The organism is Vreelandella maris (genome assembly GCF_013371085.1).
GTDB classification, from domain to species: Bacteria; Pseudomonadota; Gammaproteobacteria; order Pseudomonadales; family Halomonadaceae; genus Vreelandella; species Vreelandella maris.
In genome coordinates this window covers 167,957-183,571 of sequence record NZ_JABWCV010000009.1, presented here as the reverse complement: position 1 = coordinate 183,571, position 15,615 = coordinate 167,957, and the positions used below count along the sequence as shown (strand labels likewise).

Sequence of the window (15,615 nt, the reverse complement as noted above, 5' to 3'; positions counted from 1 at the left end):
CTCAGCAGTGAAACCGCTTAGCGCCGATGGTAGTGTGGGGTCTCCCCATGCGAGAGTAGGTCATCGTCAGGCACCTATACCACGAAGAACCCAGCCACCCGGCTGGGTTTTTTGTGTGCGTGGAAGAAAAAAATTCATTCTTACCATTCAATAGGTTGGCCATCCCAAGCCCAAAAAGTACCGTTATCATCGGGTGTGCGCTGAGTGATAACTTCTAGCAACTGCTCTGCTACAAATGCAGGCGTGAAGAGCTTCTCGTTAGGCACCCTTGCTTGAAAAGGTTTAGAGAGTGCCGTATCGGTAGTGCCTGGATGCAGGCATAACACGGTGCATTGTTTGTTAAGCCGCTTGAGCTCTATTGATGCCGTCTTAAGCAGCATGTTATGGGCTGCTTTGCTGGCACGATAGCTGTACCAGCCGCCTAGCTGATTATCCTCAATGGAACCAACTCGCGCGGAAAGACTGGCGATCACTGTAGGGTGTGTCCCTTTGAAAGAGTCTTTTAGTGACGCCAGCAGCAAGATAGGCGTAAAGGCGTTGATATTCATTGTCTGCGTTAGGTTTTCAACACTCAGCTGATTAAGTCGCTTTTCAGGAACCAGTTGTTTAGCTTCATCATGCAGGATGCCGATGGCATTAAAGAAGAAGTGAACAGGCCGGGCAGCCAATGCATTTTGAAGTGCCTGCCTATCCTGTTCTTGAGAAACATCAAGCATCAGGTGAGTAAGGCGTGGATGGTCAATTTGTGATGGTTTACGGCTTACCGTAATAATGTGGCCGAGCTGGGAGGAAGAGAGTAGCTGCTTAATGATGGCAGCGCCTATTCCTCCCGATGCGCCAACAACCAGCGCTGTATAATGATGAGGCAGCAAATAAAACATGGAAAGCCTTTGGAATCCTACTAGTGAGGAGGGCTTTCATTGAAACGTTATGCAGGGAACTTGTCGAGGGAATATATCAGGCGGAAGCGTTGATTCTGCCAGGTTGAGCGCTATTACGACCATCCGGCTTATACAGCGTTTTTTCTGCAATTTGGCGGATGTAATCCAGCATTGCCTGGTTATGCTTCATTCGTACTGACAGCATTTGTCCCGTCAGCTCGTTCATGCGTGAGGCGCGCTCACTTTTTTCAAGCAGGCTTTCCCATGCTGTTTGACAGCCAGCATCAACAGCTGCTGATCTAGCGCCAATAGCACCTTCATCATAACCGAGGCGTTTCTGTACATTGCGGCGCACAGTTTCAATCCGCTCTAGCTCGGCTAATAATGACTGCTTTTCGTGTGCGACTTGAGCTAACGCATCGCCGTCAATGTCACCTTGCGTCAAAAGGTTTTGCTCGTTGGACAACAACGAAATTAACGCATCAAGGCGCTGCCGTTGGTCGGTAAGCAAAGATGCAAGGCTCATTTAAAGCGTCCCCTATAAATCTTTAAGATTGGCGATTAGACCGTCAGCAATTCGGTCTGCGCGCATTTCCAGGCGCCCTTCACGAATAGCGTCTCGAATCTCTTCAACTTTGGCGGTATCGATATCCTGAGACTCATCAATACTCGATTGACTCAGTTGGGTCGACTCACGAGTCATGCCGCCCGGTGTGGCTGGCGATACGCTCTCCGCTTTTTGCGTTTCATCCCGCTGCTGAGTAGGATTCGAGCGTAATAGCGAGTTAATGTTATCAATTTTCACGTTGTCTGCCTCATCGTCAACGTCGATGCGCTTGGCGCCTAGCGTAGCTTGTATAGCCATATATCGGCAGCGCAGGGTATAACTTTAGGCGATGCGTTAAAAATCCACCACCAAAACACCTCGATCAGTGACGCGGGCAGTCATGATTTCGCGTGATCCAAAACGCACCCTTACTTGTTCACCAAGAGCGCCATTTTCTAGCGCCTCCCCTTCGCGTGAAACGCGAAAAGCTGAACCTTGAGCTACGACAGTAACGCGCTGCCCACGTTCAACTAAGTCAGGAGCTTGTAAGTAATGAGCCAAAAAAGCGCTGCCAGAGCGAATGGGGCGCTGGGTGATTTTACCTACGATGTCTTCTTCAGCCGTCAAAGCTTGCGCCGAAAGATCGCCTAAATTACCACCACGTTCGCTGAGCATATTCGAAGTAATCAACGTGCCTCGCTCAATATCTCTCGCTGCCACCACATAACTACCAATGACATCAATCTGAGCCTGTAAGTAACGCACTTGTCGGCCGTTTTCACCGCAACGTACCCCAACGGAAACGCGGCCCAACGGGGCTTGATTTGCGTTGGGTAAAAATGGCTCTGGTTGAATACATTTCGGCAAATGCGGAGACGGTGGCCGTAGATCAATCACCACTTCCTCGCCTAATGCCTGAGTTTCCTGATACAAAAATTGGTGTACTTGCTGGAGCAGAGCATCGTCGTCAGCCTGAACCTTAGTCAAAGCTGTAACGGCTAGCATTGCCAATAAAAAAATCACTTGCCAGTAGCAAAGCATGCCTGGCTGAGTAACGCGCTTTCGTAGCATGGAAGAGGCCACTTGCTGAAGAGCTTGGGGAAGTAGGGTGATGAGGCTACCGGTCAGTCAGTGTAGCGAAAAGGTAGCAGCCGTATCACGCGAAATGCTGGTAGAAACGCCAGCTGTTCCATGCTTTAGGCTGACAGTTCCAGACGTATTCTTCATCATCAACAAAATCCATTTTATTTTTTGCCTCAACGCGAGGGTCGGCATGATTGATCAACTGGAATCTGCCTTTAATTTTCATCAGCAAGCAGTAGGGTTACGCCAAGCGCGTCACGAGGTGTTAGCGGCTAATATCGCCAATGCCGATACGCCTAACTATAAAGCGCGTGATATCGATTTTGCTAGTGAGCTGAAAAAAGCAGTAGACGGTACTCAGAATGCATCTAGTAATAGCGGTGGCGGCCTGACGTTGGCGCGTACCGCGGGTAGCCATATTGCTGGAGAAGGCCCCGCATGGCGCGGAGCGGGCAACGCCGATTTACTTTACCGCATTCCCGACCAGCCTAGTTTGGATGGCAATACGGTTGATATGGATCGTGAGCGCACGCAGTTTGCTGATAACGCTGTTCGTTATCAAGTGGGTCTTACGATGCTCAACAGCCGTATTCAAGGGCTGAAAAATGCCATGCAGCCCGAATAACCAGGCCAAATTAGTGAGGAGTTAAGCAACGATGTCGATGTTCTCTACGTTTGATATTGCCGGTTCGGCAATGAGTGCCCAGTCCCAGCGAATGAACGTTACCGCTAGCAACATGGCTAATGCCGATAGCGTGGCCGGGCCTGATGGTGAAACCTACCGAGCAAAACAGGTCATGTTTGAGACTCAGGCACAAGGCAACCGCTATGGCGTTGGCGGTGTGCGAGTGACCGAAGTGGTAGAAGACGATTCACCGCTACGCATGGAGTATATGCCCAACCACCCGGCAGCGGATGAAGAGGGCTATGTCGCAAAACCCAATGTTGAGCCTGTGCATGAAATGGTCAATATGATTTCTGCTTCGCGCTCCTATCAAGCCAACGTTGAAGTGTTTAATACCAGTAAGCAAATGCTGATGCAGACGCTGTCGCTGGGAGAGGGCTAACAATGAGTACTATTGATCCAACCACGTTGTCGAATATCAATGGTGGTGGTATTCAGCTAAAGCAGAGTCAATCAGACGAGCTGCGTAATAGCTTTATGACGCTATTGATTACGCAATTGCAAAATCAAGACCCGCTTAAACCTATGGAAAACGCGGAGATGACGTCTCAAATCGCACAGATCAACACGGTAAGCGGTATTGAGCAGCTGAATAGCACGTTACAGAGCATCACCAGCCAAATGGATGCCAATCAGGCATTGCAGGCGAGCGGCTTGATTGGCCAGGGCGTCATGGTGCCTGGACGACAAATCATGCTCGAGCAAGATAGCGAAGGTCAACCTTACTCAACACCTTTTGGGATTGAATTAGACCAGCCCGCAGCCAATGTTCAGGCGACTATTGTTGGCCAAGGCGGACAGGTTATTCGTCGTTATGATTTAGGGGCGGTTGATGCGGGTGTGCAGTCTTTCAAGTGGGATGGGGAGAATGACCAAGGCGAAGTGGTTGCCAGTAATCGCTATGCCGTTCAGTTAGAGGCGACGGACGCTGAAGGCGAAGCCATTGAATCAACCGCGCTTAACTATGCGATCGTCAATAGCGTGACACCTAACGATGTTAACGGCGGTGTTCGGCTGGACCTAGGGGCGATTTATGGTCAAATCAGCCTGAATGATGTTAAACAAATTCTTTGATTTAGTAACATAAATTGTCTTCTAGGAGAATGAAATGAGTTTTTCTCAAGCACTAAGCGGTCTAAATGCACAGTCAGAAAACCTAAAGATTTTAGGTAATAATATTGCTAACTCGCAAACGGTGGGCTTCAAAAGCTCAGGTGCAATATTTGCTGACGTATTTGCCGGCGCCAATAGCCAAGTAGGTCTGGGGGTAAAAATTTCGGATGTTCGCCAAGATTTTACCGCCGGTGACTTAGAGACCAGCGGACGGACCTTGGATCTGGCGGTGGCGGGTGAGGGCTTTTATCGCGTTGAACAATCCAGTGGGGAGGCAGCGTATACACGCAACGGTCAATTTAGCCAGGATAATCAAGGCTTCCTGGTCAATGCCGCTGGACAACGTTTAACTGGTTACGGTCTTTCTGATGCGAATGACCCGTTTTCTGCTGTCGTGCCAGGCGGTGCGCCTGAAGCTCTGAATATTCCGGCTGCCGACATTCCCGCCAAGGCGACTGCACAGGCAACAGCCACCTACAACCTGGATGCCAGCACAGTGCCGGGTCAGGGTACGCAGACATCAACAGTTCGCGCCCAGGATGCGGCTGGTGAACTGATTACGGTTAATGGCGCGGGTAACTATGATGCTAATGGTGATCCACTAGAACTCGAAGTTTCGTACCACTACTCCAATAGTTTCACGACCTTCGATTCCCTGGGTAATGAACGCAATGTTACCATGTACTATGAAAAGATAAGTGATAATACCTGGAAGGCATTTCAAGCCGTCGATGGCAAGCTCTCATTCAGTGGCACAGGTGCCGGTGCAACAGACCTAGATAACGCCTTCTTTTTGAAATTTAACGGCAACGGGCAGCTTGCTAGATATAGTGATCTTGCCGCTGCTGGAACTACTACTCGAGACGAAGACGCGATAGTGGGTATCGCTGACGCTGGTTATCAACTCAACCTTGGTGCGGCAACTTCTCTTGATATGGACAGTGCATCAGCTAATGGTTTGGATGCAACTGAAGCATTCGATGCGACGCGTATTGAAGATGCAGCCCTTACCAAAGCTTCTGCAGGCCTAGACTTTATTGTCGGTGATGGTGCTGAGCAACTGAGTTATAACCTAACGCTGACGGGAACGACGCAATTCAACAATAACTCGGTGCAGAACACGCTGACCCAAAATGGCTATACATCTGGCAGCTTGTCAGGCTTGGAAATTACCCGCGATGGACGTGTTATTCGTATTTATACGAATGAAGAACGTCGTGACGCAGGACAAATTGTATTAGCTAACTTTGCCAACGAAGAAGGCCTCCAGTCTATAGGTGACAATGCATGGCGTGAAACCAATGCGTCGGGTATTGGCATTATTGGTACTGGTGGTACCGGCGTATTCGGCACCATTGAGTCTGGCGTGTTGGAAAACTCCAACGTTGACCTAGCAAAACAGCTGGTGGATACCATCGTTGCCCAGCGTGCTTACCAAGCGAACTCGACGTCGATTAGTACCCAGGACGAGCTCCTGCAGACCATTATTAATCTTTAATAGTAGGTCAGTCTTGTAAGGAGTAAGTACCGTGGATCGAATGCTCTATACCGCCATGAGTGGCGCCAAAAACAGTATGGATCAACAGTCGATAGTGAGTAATAACCTATCGAATGTGAGTACTACTGGTTTTCGTGCCCAGCTACAGGCTGCTCGTTCTGTGCCCGTGCAGGGTGAGGCGTTGCTGGCAACGCGGACGTCAGCGGTGACCACCACGCCCGGCAGTGACTTTTCACAGGGGCCCGTAGAGTTTACGGGCCGCACACTTGATGTGGCGATGCAGGACGATGCATGGATGGCAGTGCAGGCGGACGACGGTACTGAAACGTACACACGGCGTGGCGACCTGCAGATTGATGCTGATGGTGTTTTGCTAAGCGTCGGCCGTCCGGTAATGGGTGAAGGTGGTCCTATTGCCATTCCGCAGGGCGCGCAGGTCTCCATTGGTGCTGACGGAACGATTAGCGCCATCCCCGAAGGCGTAGGGCCAGAAGCGCTCGTCGAAGTAGGGCGGATTAAGTTAGTGACGCCCGAAGAGGGAGCGCTAACCCGTGGTGAGGACGGCCTGTTTCGTGCACCACCGAATGAGGAAGGTGTACCGGGCGCCTTGCCCGCCGACGAGAATGCCAAGCTAGTGAGCGGTGCGCTTGAAGGCAGTAACGTTAGTCCCGTCGATGCCATGGTTTCAATGATCGATGTGGCACGCCGTTACGATATGCAGATGAAAGTGCTCAGTACCGCTGACGAAAACGCCCAGCGTGCCAACGGCATTCTATCTATTCAAGGTTGATGTTGGCCATTCAATGCTGATGTGAGTCAGTCGGCCAAGGGAGCATAATTATGATTAAGTCGTTGTGGACCGCTAAAACCGGTCTAGAGTCGCAACAAACCAAGCTAGATGTCATTTCAAATAACCTGGCCAACGTCAGCACCAATGGTTTCAAACGCTCACGTCCCGTATTTGAAGACTTGTTATACCAAAATATGCGTCAGCCAGGGGCTCAGAACAATATTCAGGATCGCCTGCCCTCAGGCATGCAAATTGGTACCGGTGTTCGCGCGGTGGCCACTGAGCGTTTGCATACCCAAGGTGGTTTAGAGCAAACAGAAAACTCGCGTGATCTAGCTATCGATGGCGAAGGCTTTTTTCAGGTACTGATGCCAGATGGCACGACTGCCTACACGCGTGACGGCAGTTTTCAGCTAAACCAGAATGGCCAGATGGTGACGGCGAATGGCTATCCCGTAGAGCCTGCTATTTTCTTACCTCCCAACGCACTGTCAGTGAATGTAGGTGAAGACGGTACGGTCAGCGTCCGCCAGCCAGGCGTGGCTATTGATAATGAAGTTGGGCAAATAACCGTCAGTACCTTTATTAACCCGGCAGGTTTAGAAAGTGCTGGGGGCAACCTCTATCTTGAAACAGGGGCCTCAGGCGCACCTAACGAAAATATGCCCGGAATGAACGGCGCTGGGCGACTGTTCCAAGGCTATGTAGAAACGTCCAACGTTAATGTGGTTGAAGAGATGGTCAATATGATTCAGACCCAGCGCGCCTATGAAATTAATAGCAAAGCGGTCTCTACCAGCGATGAAATGTTGGCTCGCTTGAGTCAGCTGTAACGGTTTGTCAATAAAGTTTACTAACAGGCATGCGTCATGCTGGAGTTGCACCCAATGTTACGTCGTATCGCACTAGCTGGCTTGGCGCTCTTAATACTGGTGGTTGCCGGGTGTGCTCAAATTCCAAGAGCCTCAGTGGTGGGAGAGCAGGAACAGATCAGTATTGTTGATCGTCCACCACCCATCCCCAATGGCTCTATTTACCAGGCAAGGCAAGGGTATCAACCGCTTTTTGAAGATCGCCGGCCGCGCTCGATTGGCGATATTTTGACCATTGTGTTGGATGAAGAAGTCAGTGCGAGCAAGAATTCGCAATCCAACGCAGGTCGTAGTGGCAGTGCTAGCCTGGAATTGGCAGAGCTTCCTGATATTCTCGATACGCTTGCCGAGTACGGCTACGATATTTCCGGTGAGAACGATTTTACCGGCAGTGGTGGGTCGCAGGCGAATAACTCCTTTACCGGTACGATTACCGTATCGGTGTTAGAAGTCATGAATAACGGCAATTTACGTGTACGGGGCGAGAAGCAAATTGCCATTAATCAGGGAACGGAGTTTATCCGGTTTTCAGGCGTGGTTAACCCGCGCACGATTACCGCACAAAATACCGTACCTTCCACCCAGGTGGCGGATGCACGGATTGAATATGTGGGCGACGGTTATATCAATGAAGCGCAGCACATGGGTTGGCTACAACGTTTCTTCTTAAACGTCTCGCCATTCTAGCCCCTATTTGGAGCTATCAATGTTAAAGCGACCAATAACACTGTTACGACGGGCAATAGCGATGCGATTAAGTGGTTATCAGACAAGCAATACCTGGTTTGTTCAGCTGGGTGTCTTAGTGCTGATGTGTTTATTGGCATTACCTGCCCAAGCGGAGAGTGTTCGCGAGCTTTCGAGCTTTGCCGGTGTCCGCGATAACCAGCTGGTGGGCTATGGGTTAGTCGTGGGCCTTGATAGCACCGGTGACCAAACAACCCAGGCGCCTTTCACCAGCCAAAGCCTGACCAACATGCTTTCCCAGCTTGGGGTGACGGTACCTGCAGGCACGAACTTACAATTGCGCAACGTCGCTGCAGTGATGGTGACGGCTGATCTCCCACCGTTTTCAAGGCCGGGCCAGCGGTTGGATATAGTCGTTTCGTCGATTGCCAATGCGCGCAGTTTGCGCGGAGGTACGTTATTAATGACGCCTTTAAAAGGTGCCGACGGGGATACTTATGCGATTGCCCAAGGCAATATGCTCGTAGGTGGAGCGGGTGCCCAGGCGGGTGGCAGTAGCGTTCAAATTAACCAGCAGGCCTCAGGCCGTATCCCCAATGGTGCCCTGGTAGAAAGGGAAGTGCCGCTTAACCTGGGCAGTAACGGTGGGATGCTTGAATTACAGCTTAACGATTCCGATTTTGGCACCGTTCAGCGCATGGTGACGGCGATTAATAACGAGTTTGGCCAGTCGGTTGCCTACGCACGGAATGGTCGCGTCATCGCCCTTGATGGCCCTACCGATGACAATGCAAGGGTCAACTTTATGGCCCGTGTCGAAAACGTTCAGGTGACACCGACTGAGGCACCAGCGCTTGTTGTATTGAATTCACGTACCGGCTCGGTCGTGATGAACAGTGCCGTCACATTGCGAGAAGCGGCGGTAGCCCACGGCAGCCTGTCGATCATGATTGATACCCAGTTTGGCGTTAGCCAGCCTAACCCGTTTGGCGAGGGAGAGACGGTCGTCGTACCTGATGCGGATATTGAAATTGATCAGCAAGAGGCTTATCTGCAAATCGTAGAAGGCGCACAGCTCAACGAAGTGGTCAATGCATTGAATGCGTTAGGCGCCACACCGCAGGATTTAATGTCGATTCTAGAAGCGTTAAAAGCATCGGGTTCGCTACGCGCTGAGCTGGAGGTCATTTAATGAGCGCGAACGATATGAGCAGTCAGTTCGCCCTGGATGTGAGCGGCTTTCAACGGCTTCAACACACCGCCCGAGTCGACCCTGAAGCTGGCGTAGATGGCGCCGCCCAGCAATTTGAAGCGCTGTTTATTCAAATGATGATGAAGAGTATGCGCGAAGCGACACCCAGTTCAGGGCTGATGAATAGCAGCGCGACGGATACCTATCAATCGATGCTGGATCAACAGTGGTCCCAAGTAATGTCTTCGCGTGGCATGGGCCTTGCGGATGTTCTCGTTGAGCAGTTAGAGCGCCAAGGTGCTATTTCAAAAGCAGAGCCAGCAGCCAATGCAGATCAAGAACTGCAAGCCCTAATCGCCGGTATTCCCCGTGGCACGCCCCGAATACTTGATGGTTCTTTCTCGGCAGATCCGGGTGCTACCGGCACAACAAGCTCACAGGGCAGCGGGCAATTCCTGGCTGAGCTTGAGGCCATTCGCCAAGGGGCGGAGAAGAGTAATACAGTTGATGAACCCGTGTTAAATCAGCGAGAACGAACGGCCTCGGGTCACATCGACCAATTTATGCAAACGTTAGCTGCTCCAGCCCAGGCGGCTAGTGCCAACACTGGCGTTCCTGCTGAATTAATTTTGGCCCAGGCGGCGCTAGAAACTGGCTGGGGCCGGCACGAAATTGCCACTCGCAATGGAAATAACAGCCATAACTTGTTTGGTATCAAAGCAGGTAGCCATTGGCAGGGCGAAACAACTGACATTGTGACGCATGAATATATCAATGGGCGACGTACTCCGGTAGTCGACACATTCCGCGTTTACGAGTCGTTTGAGCACGCTTTTACCGACTATGCCAGCCTGATCAGTAATAACCCGCGCTATGCCGGTGTTGTCCAGGCACCGAGTGCCGAGCAGGCAGCGCAAGAGTTACAGCGTGGTGGTTATGCCACTGACCCGCGTTATGCCGATAAACTAGTGGCAGTAATGAAGTCGATGGGGCCGCTTAACGCGGGTGACGATTTCCTGGCAGATTCTCGCTAGCCCTTTCCTCAAGTTTTTTTGCGCACTGCCGATACTTGTAACATGTATAGGTATCAGCCTAAGGAATTGAACCATGAGCATGTTTTCGATTGGGTTAAGCGGCCTTAATGCGGCACAGAATGCCCTGAATACGGTTAGTAATAATATTAGTAATGTCTATACGCCTGGCTACAATCGGGAAATTACGGTTCTTAACGAAAGTAATAATAACTCTGGCGTGCGCGTCGCGGATATTGAACGACAATACAACACATTTGTCGCTGCTCAGCTGAATAATGCCAAATCCCAGTCTAGTGCTCTAAATGTTTATAGCACGCAAGTCACGCAAATCGATAACTTGCTTGCCGATCGTGAAGCTGGTTTGGCACCATTGATGCAGGATTTTTTTTCCTCCCTTGAAGATTTGGCCAGCGCACCTTCTGATCCTGCATCGCGCCAGGGTGTGTTAGGCTCTGCTAATACATTGTCTGCCCAGTTCCGTTCGTTTGATGGTTATCTCCAAGATTTGCAGTCAGGTGTTAATGGGCAAATAAAAGATGAAATCACTCAAATTAATAATACGACGACTCAAATCGCATCGATCAACCGTGAAATTTCTCTAGCAAGGGCGCAATTAGGTGAAGCACCGAACAGCCTATTAAATCAGCGTGATCAGATGATTTCCGAGTTAAACGAAAGGATGGATATTCGCCTTAATATCCAAGATGGTAAAACCTATAACCTAACGCTGCCTAATGGCCAGCCGCTCGTTACCGGTGATACCGCTTATAAACTTGAAGCGATAGAGTCACCCAGTGATCCGCAAAGAGTGATCGTGGGGTACCGAGAGGGATCCCAAGGAAACGGAAACGTAGTTGCTTTAGACGAAGGATTGATTAGCGGTGGCGCGTTAGGTGGTTTGATGAGTTTTCGCTCAGAAACACTAGACAAAACGCAGAATCAAATTGGCCAGCTAGCTACCTCATTGGCATTATCTTTTAATGAGCAGCATCAGCAAGGGGTAGATTTACAAGGAGATCAAGGCGAAGCGTTTTTCAGCTTAGGTAAGCCAAATGCTTACTTTAATGCTGAGAATGGTGGCAGCGCTAGCGTTGAAGCAACCTTTGATTTGGAAGGTGTCAGTGCATTAAAAGCGACCGATTACTCTATTAAAGTGACTGACGCTGCAGCTACACCACCAACATTTGAAGTTACTCGTAAAGATGATGGTTCGTTAGTCGATTTTGAATTCGAGGATACCTCAGACACGCTAAGCTTTGGCGGTGTCAATGTCGTCTTTACTGATTTTAATACGGCTCAAAACGGAGATCGTTTTGAAGTACAGCCCGTTCGCCGCGCCGCAGGCGGTATGGATAGCAATATTACTGATCTAGATAAAATTGCTGCGGCGAGCTTGGTTGAGCGCGAAGGCGATTTGGAAATTAGCCAACTAACTGCTGCAAGCGGTGCTTTTAGCGCTAATGAGAGTTATGAACTAAGTGTTGACGATACTGGTAAATTGACAGTTACAGCAACAACAGCTGCAACTATTACCAAAAATGGTACTGTCTTTGATCCAGCAACTGAGTTTTTGGCAGTGGGCGACACTATCAGTATTGACGGACTGAGTTTCACCCTGGATGCGCTTCCTACAGCAGGTGAAGCTAGTCTTGCTATCAGTCGAAGTGACGCCAGTGCTGGCGATAATCGCAATGCTCTGTCACTGCAAAATATGCTGGCTGAATCGATAGTGGGGGGTAGTGCTTCTGTCAGCGGTGCTTATGCATCTATTGTCAGTGATGTAGGTAATCGAACTAATATTATTCAAGTTAATTTAGATGCACGCCAAGGTTTAACCGATCAATTAAAGGCAGTACAGCAGTCTGAATCAGGCGTTAGCTTAGATGAAGAAGCTGCTAATTTGATCCGCTTTCAGCAGTATTATCAAGCGAATGCACGTGTGATTGATACGGCTTCCAATATTTTTGACACCATTTTAGGTCTGCGAAGCTAACTTATAGGAGTCTATTTCATGCGCATTAGCAGCGTAACTATGTACGATCAAAGTACGGCTTCTATTAATCGTCAACAGAGCGATTTTTTGAAAGTTAGCCAGCAGATTGCCAGTGGCCGACGCGTGGTGAATCCTTCTGATGATCCACAAGCTGCCTCACGGGCAGTGGGTGTAGACCAGTCAAAAGCCGTCACACAGCAGTATGCCGATGCGCGAGTATCGGCGCGTAATTCGCTATCACAGACTGAAAGCATCCTAAACAGTGTTAGCGATGCGGTGACTAGTGCCAAAACGCTTTTGATTCAGGCATCAAGTGATACGTTGAGTGATGTGGATCGTGAGTCAATCGCCAGCGAGCTGAAAGGCGTTTACGAGACGATGCTAGGCCAGGCCAATGCCACGGATGGTAACGGTCGGTATCTGTTTGGTGGCTATAAAGATAATGCCCCGCCGTTCGTAAAGTCAGCCGATGGCAGCGTGGAGTATCAGGGCGACAGTAATATACGCGAACAGCGTGTGGACGCCTCGCGACTGATGCCGGTTAACGATAATGGCGAGACTATCTTCAAGAGCGTTCCAAGCGGTGCTGGCTATATAGCTGAATCTGTCAAGACTAATGACCAGGGCGAGCGCCTCGTTGGAGGAGACGCTAGTAATGATGGCACCGTAACATTTACTGGCCCGCAGGTAAGGGATGTAAATGCTGAGGGTTATGGAGAAAACTATCGAATGGTTTTCGGCGGCGATGAAGACGCTGGCTTTACCTATGACGTTCAGAAATTCGATGAGGTGGTTGGGGAGTGGGATGCGGCGACTCCAGTGCTTAGCGGTACTTACAGCCCTTCCAGCGAAGGCCAGCAGATTCAATTTGCAGGTGTCTCAATTAAACTTGAGGGGAAACCTGCGGCCGGAGACGAGATACTCGTCGCTAAAGCTGGTGGAGATGTTCGTGATGCCGATCTTTTCCGCACGATGGAAGAAGCTATTCGCGTACTAGAAAATCCTGCTGACACTCCCGTCAAGAAAGCTGATCTGCGCAATACGCTGAATACTGCCATGCGTGATCTGGACAATAGCTTAGATAATGTCTTAACCGTGCGTGCGTCTGCGGGGGCGCGGCTCAATGAGCTTGATGTCGTTGATGCCGTTGGTAGTAACCGGATGTTGAACTACGAGCAAACGCTATCCGACTTGGTAGATCTTGATTACGCAGAAGCAATTTCTGAGTACAGCCTGCGCCAAGTAGGTATGCAGGCGGCGCAAAAAGCGTTTGTCGATATTAAAGGCTTATCGCTATTTAACTATATGTAACGAGCGCCTCGTTCTTACACGGTTTACTAAAAATCCCATGCTTTACAAAAAAGCGTGGGTTTTTTAGGTTAAGGGTGCCATTGTTTCGATTAAATTCTGAAGAAAATCTAATCCTTGAGTAAATAACCGCTGCAGAAAGCGGCTAATATCGGTCATTAATACCATCATCAATATCAGACCCACGATGAGCGAGGTGGGGAAGCCGATATTGAAGACGGTGAGCTGAGGGGCGGAACGGTTCAGTATGCCCAATGCCAAGTTGATAGTTAGCAGGGAGCCCACTAGCGGCAGTGCCAATAACATACCCGCCGCGAAAATCGTCCCCGCGTAGCGGGCTAGCAAGATAAACGCATCTGGGTTGAACGTCCCAATGCCAATGGGCAGTGTTTGGAAGCTCATAATCAGGGTTTCAAGCACCATTAAATGGCCATTCATCGCCAAAAACATGAGCAGTGTGATCATATAGAGAATACGCGATAGCACCATAATGTTGGTGCCGCTCGATGTATCAAAAAAGCTCGCAAATGCTAGGCCCATTTGTAGGCCGATAAAGTCCCCGGCTGCTTGAACAACCGCAAAAATGATATGCATGACGAGACCCATCGCCAAGCCGATCAGGATCTGTTCGATCATAATGCCGATGCCTGCCCAGGACATGACGGCGATAGCCGGCATGGCCGGTAGAATCGGCGCAATCACAATGGCAATGAGGGCAGCAAGGCCGACTTTGGCTTGATTGGGAACACTGGAGTGCCCCCAAAGCGGGGAGGCAGCCATAAAGGCAGTAATGCGCGCAAACGGCCATAAAAAAGCCACTAGCCACCCTTGTAGCTGTGCGAAAGTGACTTCGACCATCGGCTTACATCACCATATTAGGGATGTTGGTAAACAGGCGATGGGTGAAGTCAGTAATTAAGCCAATCAGCCAGGGGCCAGCAAACACCAGCACCGCAAACACGGCCAGGATTTTAGGAATAAACGTCAGCGTCATTTCATTTATCTGGGTCGCGGCTTGAAACAGACTAATGATAAGGCCGGTGAATAGCGCTGCCAGCAGCATGGGGCCAGCAAGGAGAAGCGTTACACGCATGCCTTGATACGCAATGCTCATCACCATTTCAGGGGTCATCGTAGGAATCCTCTGTGGCGTATAAAACGCCACGGCCTATTTGATATAAAAAGCTATCTCACTAACACGCTATATCATGTAAAAGCTTTCAGCCATCGAGCCAATAATAAGCTGCCAACCATCCACTAAAATGAACAGCATTAGTTTAAAGGGTAACGAGATTGTTATGGGCGGTACCATCATCATCCCCAGTGCCATCAGCGTGCTGGCGACGACTAGGTCGATGATTAAGAACGGAATAAATATAGTAAAGCCAATTTGAAAAGCGGTTTTCAGTTCGCTGGTAACAAAGGCAGGCAACAAAACACGCATAGGCAACTCTTCTGGCCCTTGCATAGGGCCTACATCCGCCAAGCGAACGAATAAAGCCAAGTCGGGCTCCCGGGTTTGGGCAAGCATAAATTCACGAAAGGGGTCTTGGGCAAGTAATAAAAACTCTTCAAAATTTATTGTTTCATTAGTCAGTGGCACCCAGGCGTTGTCATAGACCTGTGCCAATACCGGCGACATAATAAAAAAAGTTAAGAACAGTGCGATCCCCAAGAGCACTTGATTGGGCGGTGTTGCCTGGGTGCCCATCGCTGTACGCAATAGGCTAAGCACAATGATGATGCGTGTAAAACTGGTCATCATCAGCAGCATTGAAGGTAAAAACGCTAGCGAGCTCAGAAAGAGCAGGGTTTGCAGCGAAAGCGACCACTGCTGCCCGCCATCCTCTAATGGCTGCGAAATAATCCCGGGTATTTGCTGAGCATGCACTGGTGCGGCGATAAAGCATAGAGCCATCGCACTAATCAGCC

At 49.9% G+C, this 15,615-nt stretch carries 18 protein-coding genes and 1 rRNA gene; 12 read left to right on the top strand and 7 right to left on the bottom strand.

Annotated features, from left to right (window positions below):
- Window positions 1-72 (top strand): 5S ribosomal RNA (gene rrf / locus HUO07_RS22190); the annotation flags it as partial.
- Between the two features lie 68 nt (window positions 73-140).
- Here the strand turns inward: rrf and HUO07_RS10215 are convergent.
- From HUO07_RS10215 to flgA, 4 genes are all read right to left on the bottom strand, one after another.
- Window positions 141-881, bottom strand: a complete 741-nt coding sequence (locus tag HUO07_RS10215; RefSeq protein ID WP_176303467.1) for an SDR family NAD(P)-dependent oxidoreductase — start codon at window positions 879-881, stop codon at window positions 141-143.
- A gap of 76 nt (window positions 882-957) precedes the next feature.
- The gene (locus tag HUO07_RS10210; RefSeq protein ID WP_176303466.1) at window positions 958-1,407 is read right to left on the bottom strand and encodes a flagella synthesis protein FlgN; all 450 of its coding nucleotides are present in this window, start codon (window positions 1,405-1,407) and stop codon (window positions 958-960) included.
- A 12-nt stretch (window positions 1,408-1,419) separates the two neighbouring features.
- Window positions 1,420-1,746: a flagellar biosynthesis anti-sigma factor FlgM gene (flgM, locus tag HUO07_RS10205; RefSeq protein WP_217908853.1), complete on the bottom strand. Its 327-nt coding sequence runs from the start codon at window positions 1,744-1,746 to the stop codon at window positions 1,420-1,422.
- A 36-nt stretch (window positions 1,747-1,782) separates the two neighbouring features.
- A complete protein-coding gene (gene flgA / locus HUO07_RS10200) occupies window positions 1,783-2,499 on the bottom strand; it encodes a flagellar basal body P-ring formation chaperone FlgA (RefSeq protein WP_176303465.1) in 717 nt (238 codons plus the stop codon).
- A gap of 202 nt (window positions 2,500-2,701) precedes the next feature.
- On the opposite strand from flgA, the gene flgB reads away from it, so the two are divergent.
- The 11 genes from flgB (at window position 2,702) to flgL (ending at window position 13,686) form a co-directional block, all read left to right on the top strand.
- Window positions 2,702-3,136, top strand: a complete 435-nt coding sequence (flgB, locus tag HUO07_RS10195) for a flagellar basal body rod protein FlgB (protein WP_176303464.1) — start codon at window positions 2,702-2,704, stop codon at window positions 3,134-3,136.
- Window positions 3,137-3,167: 31 nt separating this feature from the next.
- Complete coding sequence (gene flgC, locus HUO07_RS10190) at window positions 3,168-3,578, top strand: flagellar basal body rod protein FlgC (protein WP_101145856.1); 411 nt, start codon at window positions 3,168-3,170, stop codon at window positions 3,576-3,578.
- A gap of 2 nt (window positions 3,579-3,580) precedes the next feature.
- Window positions 3,581-4,270, top strand: coding sequence for a flagellar hook assembly protein FlgD (locus tag HUO07_RS10185; protein ID WP_101145855.1), 690 nt, complete (start codon window positions 3,581-3,583; stop codon window positions 4,268-4,270).
- A gap of 34 nt (window positions 4,271-4,304) precedes the next feature.
- Window positions 4,305-5,807 carry a flagellar hook protein FlgE gene (flgE, locus tag HUO07_RS10180; RefSeq protein WP_176303463.1) on the top strand — a complete coding sequence of 501 codons (1,503 nt, stop codon included), beginning with the start codon at window positions 4,305-4,307 and terminating at the stop codon, window positions 5,805-5,807.
- A 31-nt stretch (window positions 5,808-5,838) separates the two neighbouring features.
- Window positions 5,839-6,597: a flagellar basal body rod protein FlgF gene (locus tag HUO07_RS10175; RefSeq protein WP_176303462.1), complete on the top strand. Its 759-nt coding sequence runs from the start codon at window positions 5,839-5,841 to the stop codon at window positions 6,595-6,597.
- A gap of 50 nt (window positions 6,598-6,647) precedes the next feature.
- Window positions 6,648-7,430, top strand: a complete 783-nt coding sequence (gene flgG, locus HUO07_RS10170; protein WP_176303461.1) for a flagellar basal-body rod protein FlgG — start codon at window positions 6,648-6,650, stop codon at window positions 7,428-7,430.
- Window positions 7,431-7,466: 36 nt separating this feature from the next.
- Entirely contained in the window at window positions 7,467-8,156 is a 690-nt protein-coding gene (locus tag HUO07_RS10165; protein ID WP_176303460.1) for a flagellar basal body L-ring protein FlgH, read from the top strand.
- Window positions 8,157-8,280: 124 nt separating this feature from the next.
- Window positions 8,281-9,348 (top strand): flagellar basal body P-ring protein FlgI, encoded by a 1,068-nt coding sequence (locus HUO07_RS10160; protein ID WP_281362647.1) that lies wholly within the window; start codon window positions 8,281-8,283, stop codon window positions 9,346-9,348.
- Window positions 9,348-10,382: a flagellar assembly peptidoglycan hydrolase FlgJ gene (flgJ, locus tag HUO07_RS10155; RefSeq protein WP_176303459.1), complete on the top strand. Its 1,035-nt coding sequence runs from the start codon at window positions 9,348-9,350 to the stop codon at window positions 10,380-10,382. The genes HUO07_RS10160 and flgJ overlap by 1 nt, the downstream gene beginning before the upstream one ends.
- A 73-nt stretch (window positions 10,383-10,455) precedes the next feature.
- A complete protein-coding gene (gene flgK / locus HUO07_RS10150; RefSeq protein WP_176303458.1) occupies window positions 10,456-12,375 on the top strand; it encodes a flagellar hook-associated protein FlgK in 1,920 nt (639 codons plus the stop codon).
- Between the two features lie 18 nt (window positions 12,376-12,393).
- Window positions 12,394-13,686: a flagellar hook-associated protein FlgL gene (flgL, locus tag HUO07_RS10145; protein ID WP_176303457.1), complete on the top strand. Its 1,293-nt coding sequence runs from the start codon at window positions 12,394-12,396 to the stop codon at window positions 13,684-13,686.
- A gap of 63 nt (window positions 13,687-13,749) precedes the next feature.
- Here the strand turns inward: flgL and fliR are convergent, their stop codons facing one another.
- From fliR to fliP, 3 genes are all read right to left on the bottom strand, one after another.
- A complete protein-coding gene (gene fliR, locus HUO07_RS10140) occupies window positions 13,750-14,541 on the bottom strand; it encodes a flagellar biosynthetic protein FliR (RefSeq protein ID WP_176303456.1) in 792 nt (263 codons plus the stop codon).
- Between the two features lie 4 nt (window positions 14,542-14,545).
- Window positions 14,546-14,815, bottom strand: a complete 270-nt coding sequence (fliQ, locus tag HUO07_RS10135) for a flagellar biosynthesis protein FliQ (protein WP_101145845.1) — start codon at window positions 14,813-14,815, stop codon at window positions 14,546-14,548.
- Window positions 14,816-14,884: 69 nt separating this feature from the next.
- Entirely contained in the window at window positions 14,885-15,601 is a 717-nt protein-coding gene (gene fliP / locus HUO07_RS10130) for a flagellar type III secretion system pore protein FliP (protein ID WP_176303474.1), read from the bottom strand.
- Between the last annotated feature and the right edge of the window lie 14 nt (window positions 15,602-15,615).

Excerpts from the sequence above, each read along its gene's own strand:
- fliR (WP_176303456.1), bottom strand. The coding sequence starts at position 14,541 with ATGGTCGAAGTCACTTTCGCACAGCTACAAGGGTGGCTAGTGGCTTTT.
- flgB (WP_176303464.1), top strand. The coding sequence starts at position 2,702 with ATGATTGATCAACTGGAATCTGCCTTTAATTTTCATCAGCAAGCAGTA.
- fliP (WP_176303474.1), bottom strand. The coding sequence starts at position 15,601 with ATGGCTCTATGCTTTATCGCCGCACCAGTGCATGCTCAGCAAATACCC.
- HUO07_RS10165 (WP_176303460.1), top strand. The coding sequence starts at position 7,467 with ATGCTGGAGTTGCACCCAATGTTACGTCGTATCGCACTAGCTGGCTTG.
- flgC (WP_101145856.1), top strand. The coding sequence starts at position 3,168 with ATGTCGATGTTCTCTACGTTTGATATTGCCGGTTCGGCAATGAGTGCC.
- HUO07_RS10215 (WP_176303467.1), bottom strand. The coding sequence starts at position 881 with ATGTTTTATTTGCTGCCTCATCATTATACAGCGCTGGTTGTTGGCGCA.
- fliQ (WP_101145845.1), bottom strand. The coding sequence starts at position 14,815 with ATGACCCCTGAAATGGTGATGAGCATTGCGTATCAAGGCATGCGTGTA.
- flgK (WP_176303458.1), top strand. The coding sequence starts at position 10,456 with ATGAGCATGTTTTCGATTGGGTTAAGCGGCCTTAATGCGGCACAGAAT.
- flgG (WP_176303461.1), top strand. The coding sequence starts at position 6,648 with ATGATTAAGTCGTTGTGGACCGCTAAAACCGGTCTAGAGTCGCAACAA.
- HUO07_RS10160 (WP_281362647.1), top strand. The coding sequence starts at position 8,281 with ATGTGTTTATTGGCATTACCTGCCCAAGCGGAGAGTGTTCGCGAGCTT.
- flgJ (WP_176303459.1), top strand. The coding sequence starts at position 9,348 with ATGAGCGCGAACGATATGAGCAGTCAGTTCGCCCTGGATGTGAGCGGC.
- flgA (WP_176303465.1), bottom strand. The coding sequence starts at position 2,499 with ATGCTACGAAAGCGCGTTACTCAGCCAGGCATGCTTTGCTACTGGCAA.
- HUO07_RS10210 (WP_176303466.1), bottom strand. The coding sequence starts at position 1,407 with ATGAGCCTTGCATCTTTGCTTACCGACCAACGGCAGCGCCTTGATGCG.
- flgM (WP_217908853.1), bottom strand. The coding sequence starts at position 1,746 with ATGGCTATACAAGCTACGCTAGGCGCCAAGCGCATCGACGTTGACGAT.
- HUO07_RS10185 (WP_101145855.1), top strand. The coding sequence starts at position 3,581 with ATGAGTACTATTGATCCAACCACGTTGTCGAATATCAATGGTGGTGGT.
- flgE (WP_176303463.1), top strand. The coding sequence starts at position 4,305 with ATGAGTTTTTCTCAAGCACTAAGCGGTCTAAATGCACAGTCAGAAAAC.
- flgL (WP_176303457.1), top strand. The coding sequence starts at position 12,394 with ATGCGCATTAGCAGCGTAACTATGTACGATCAAAGTACGGCTTCTATT.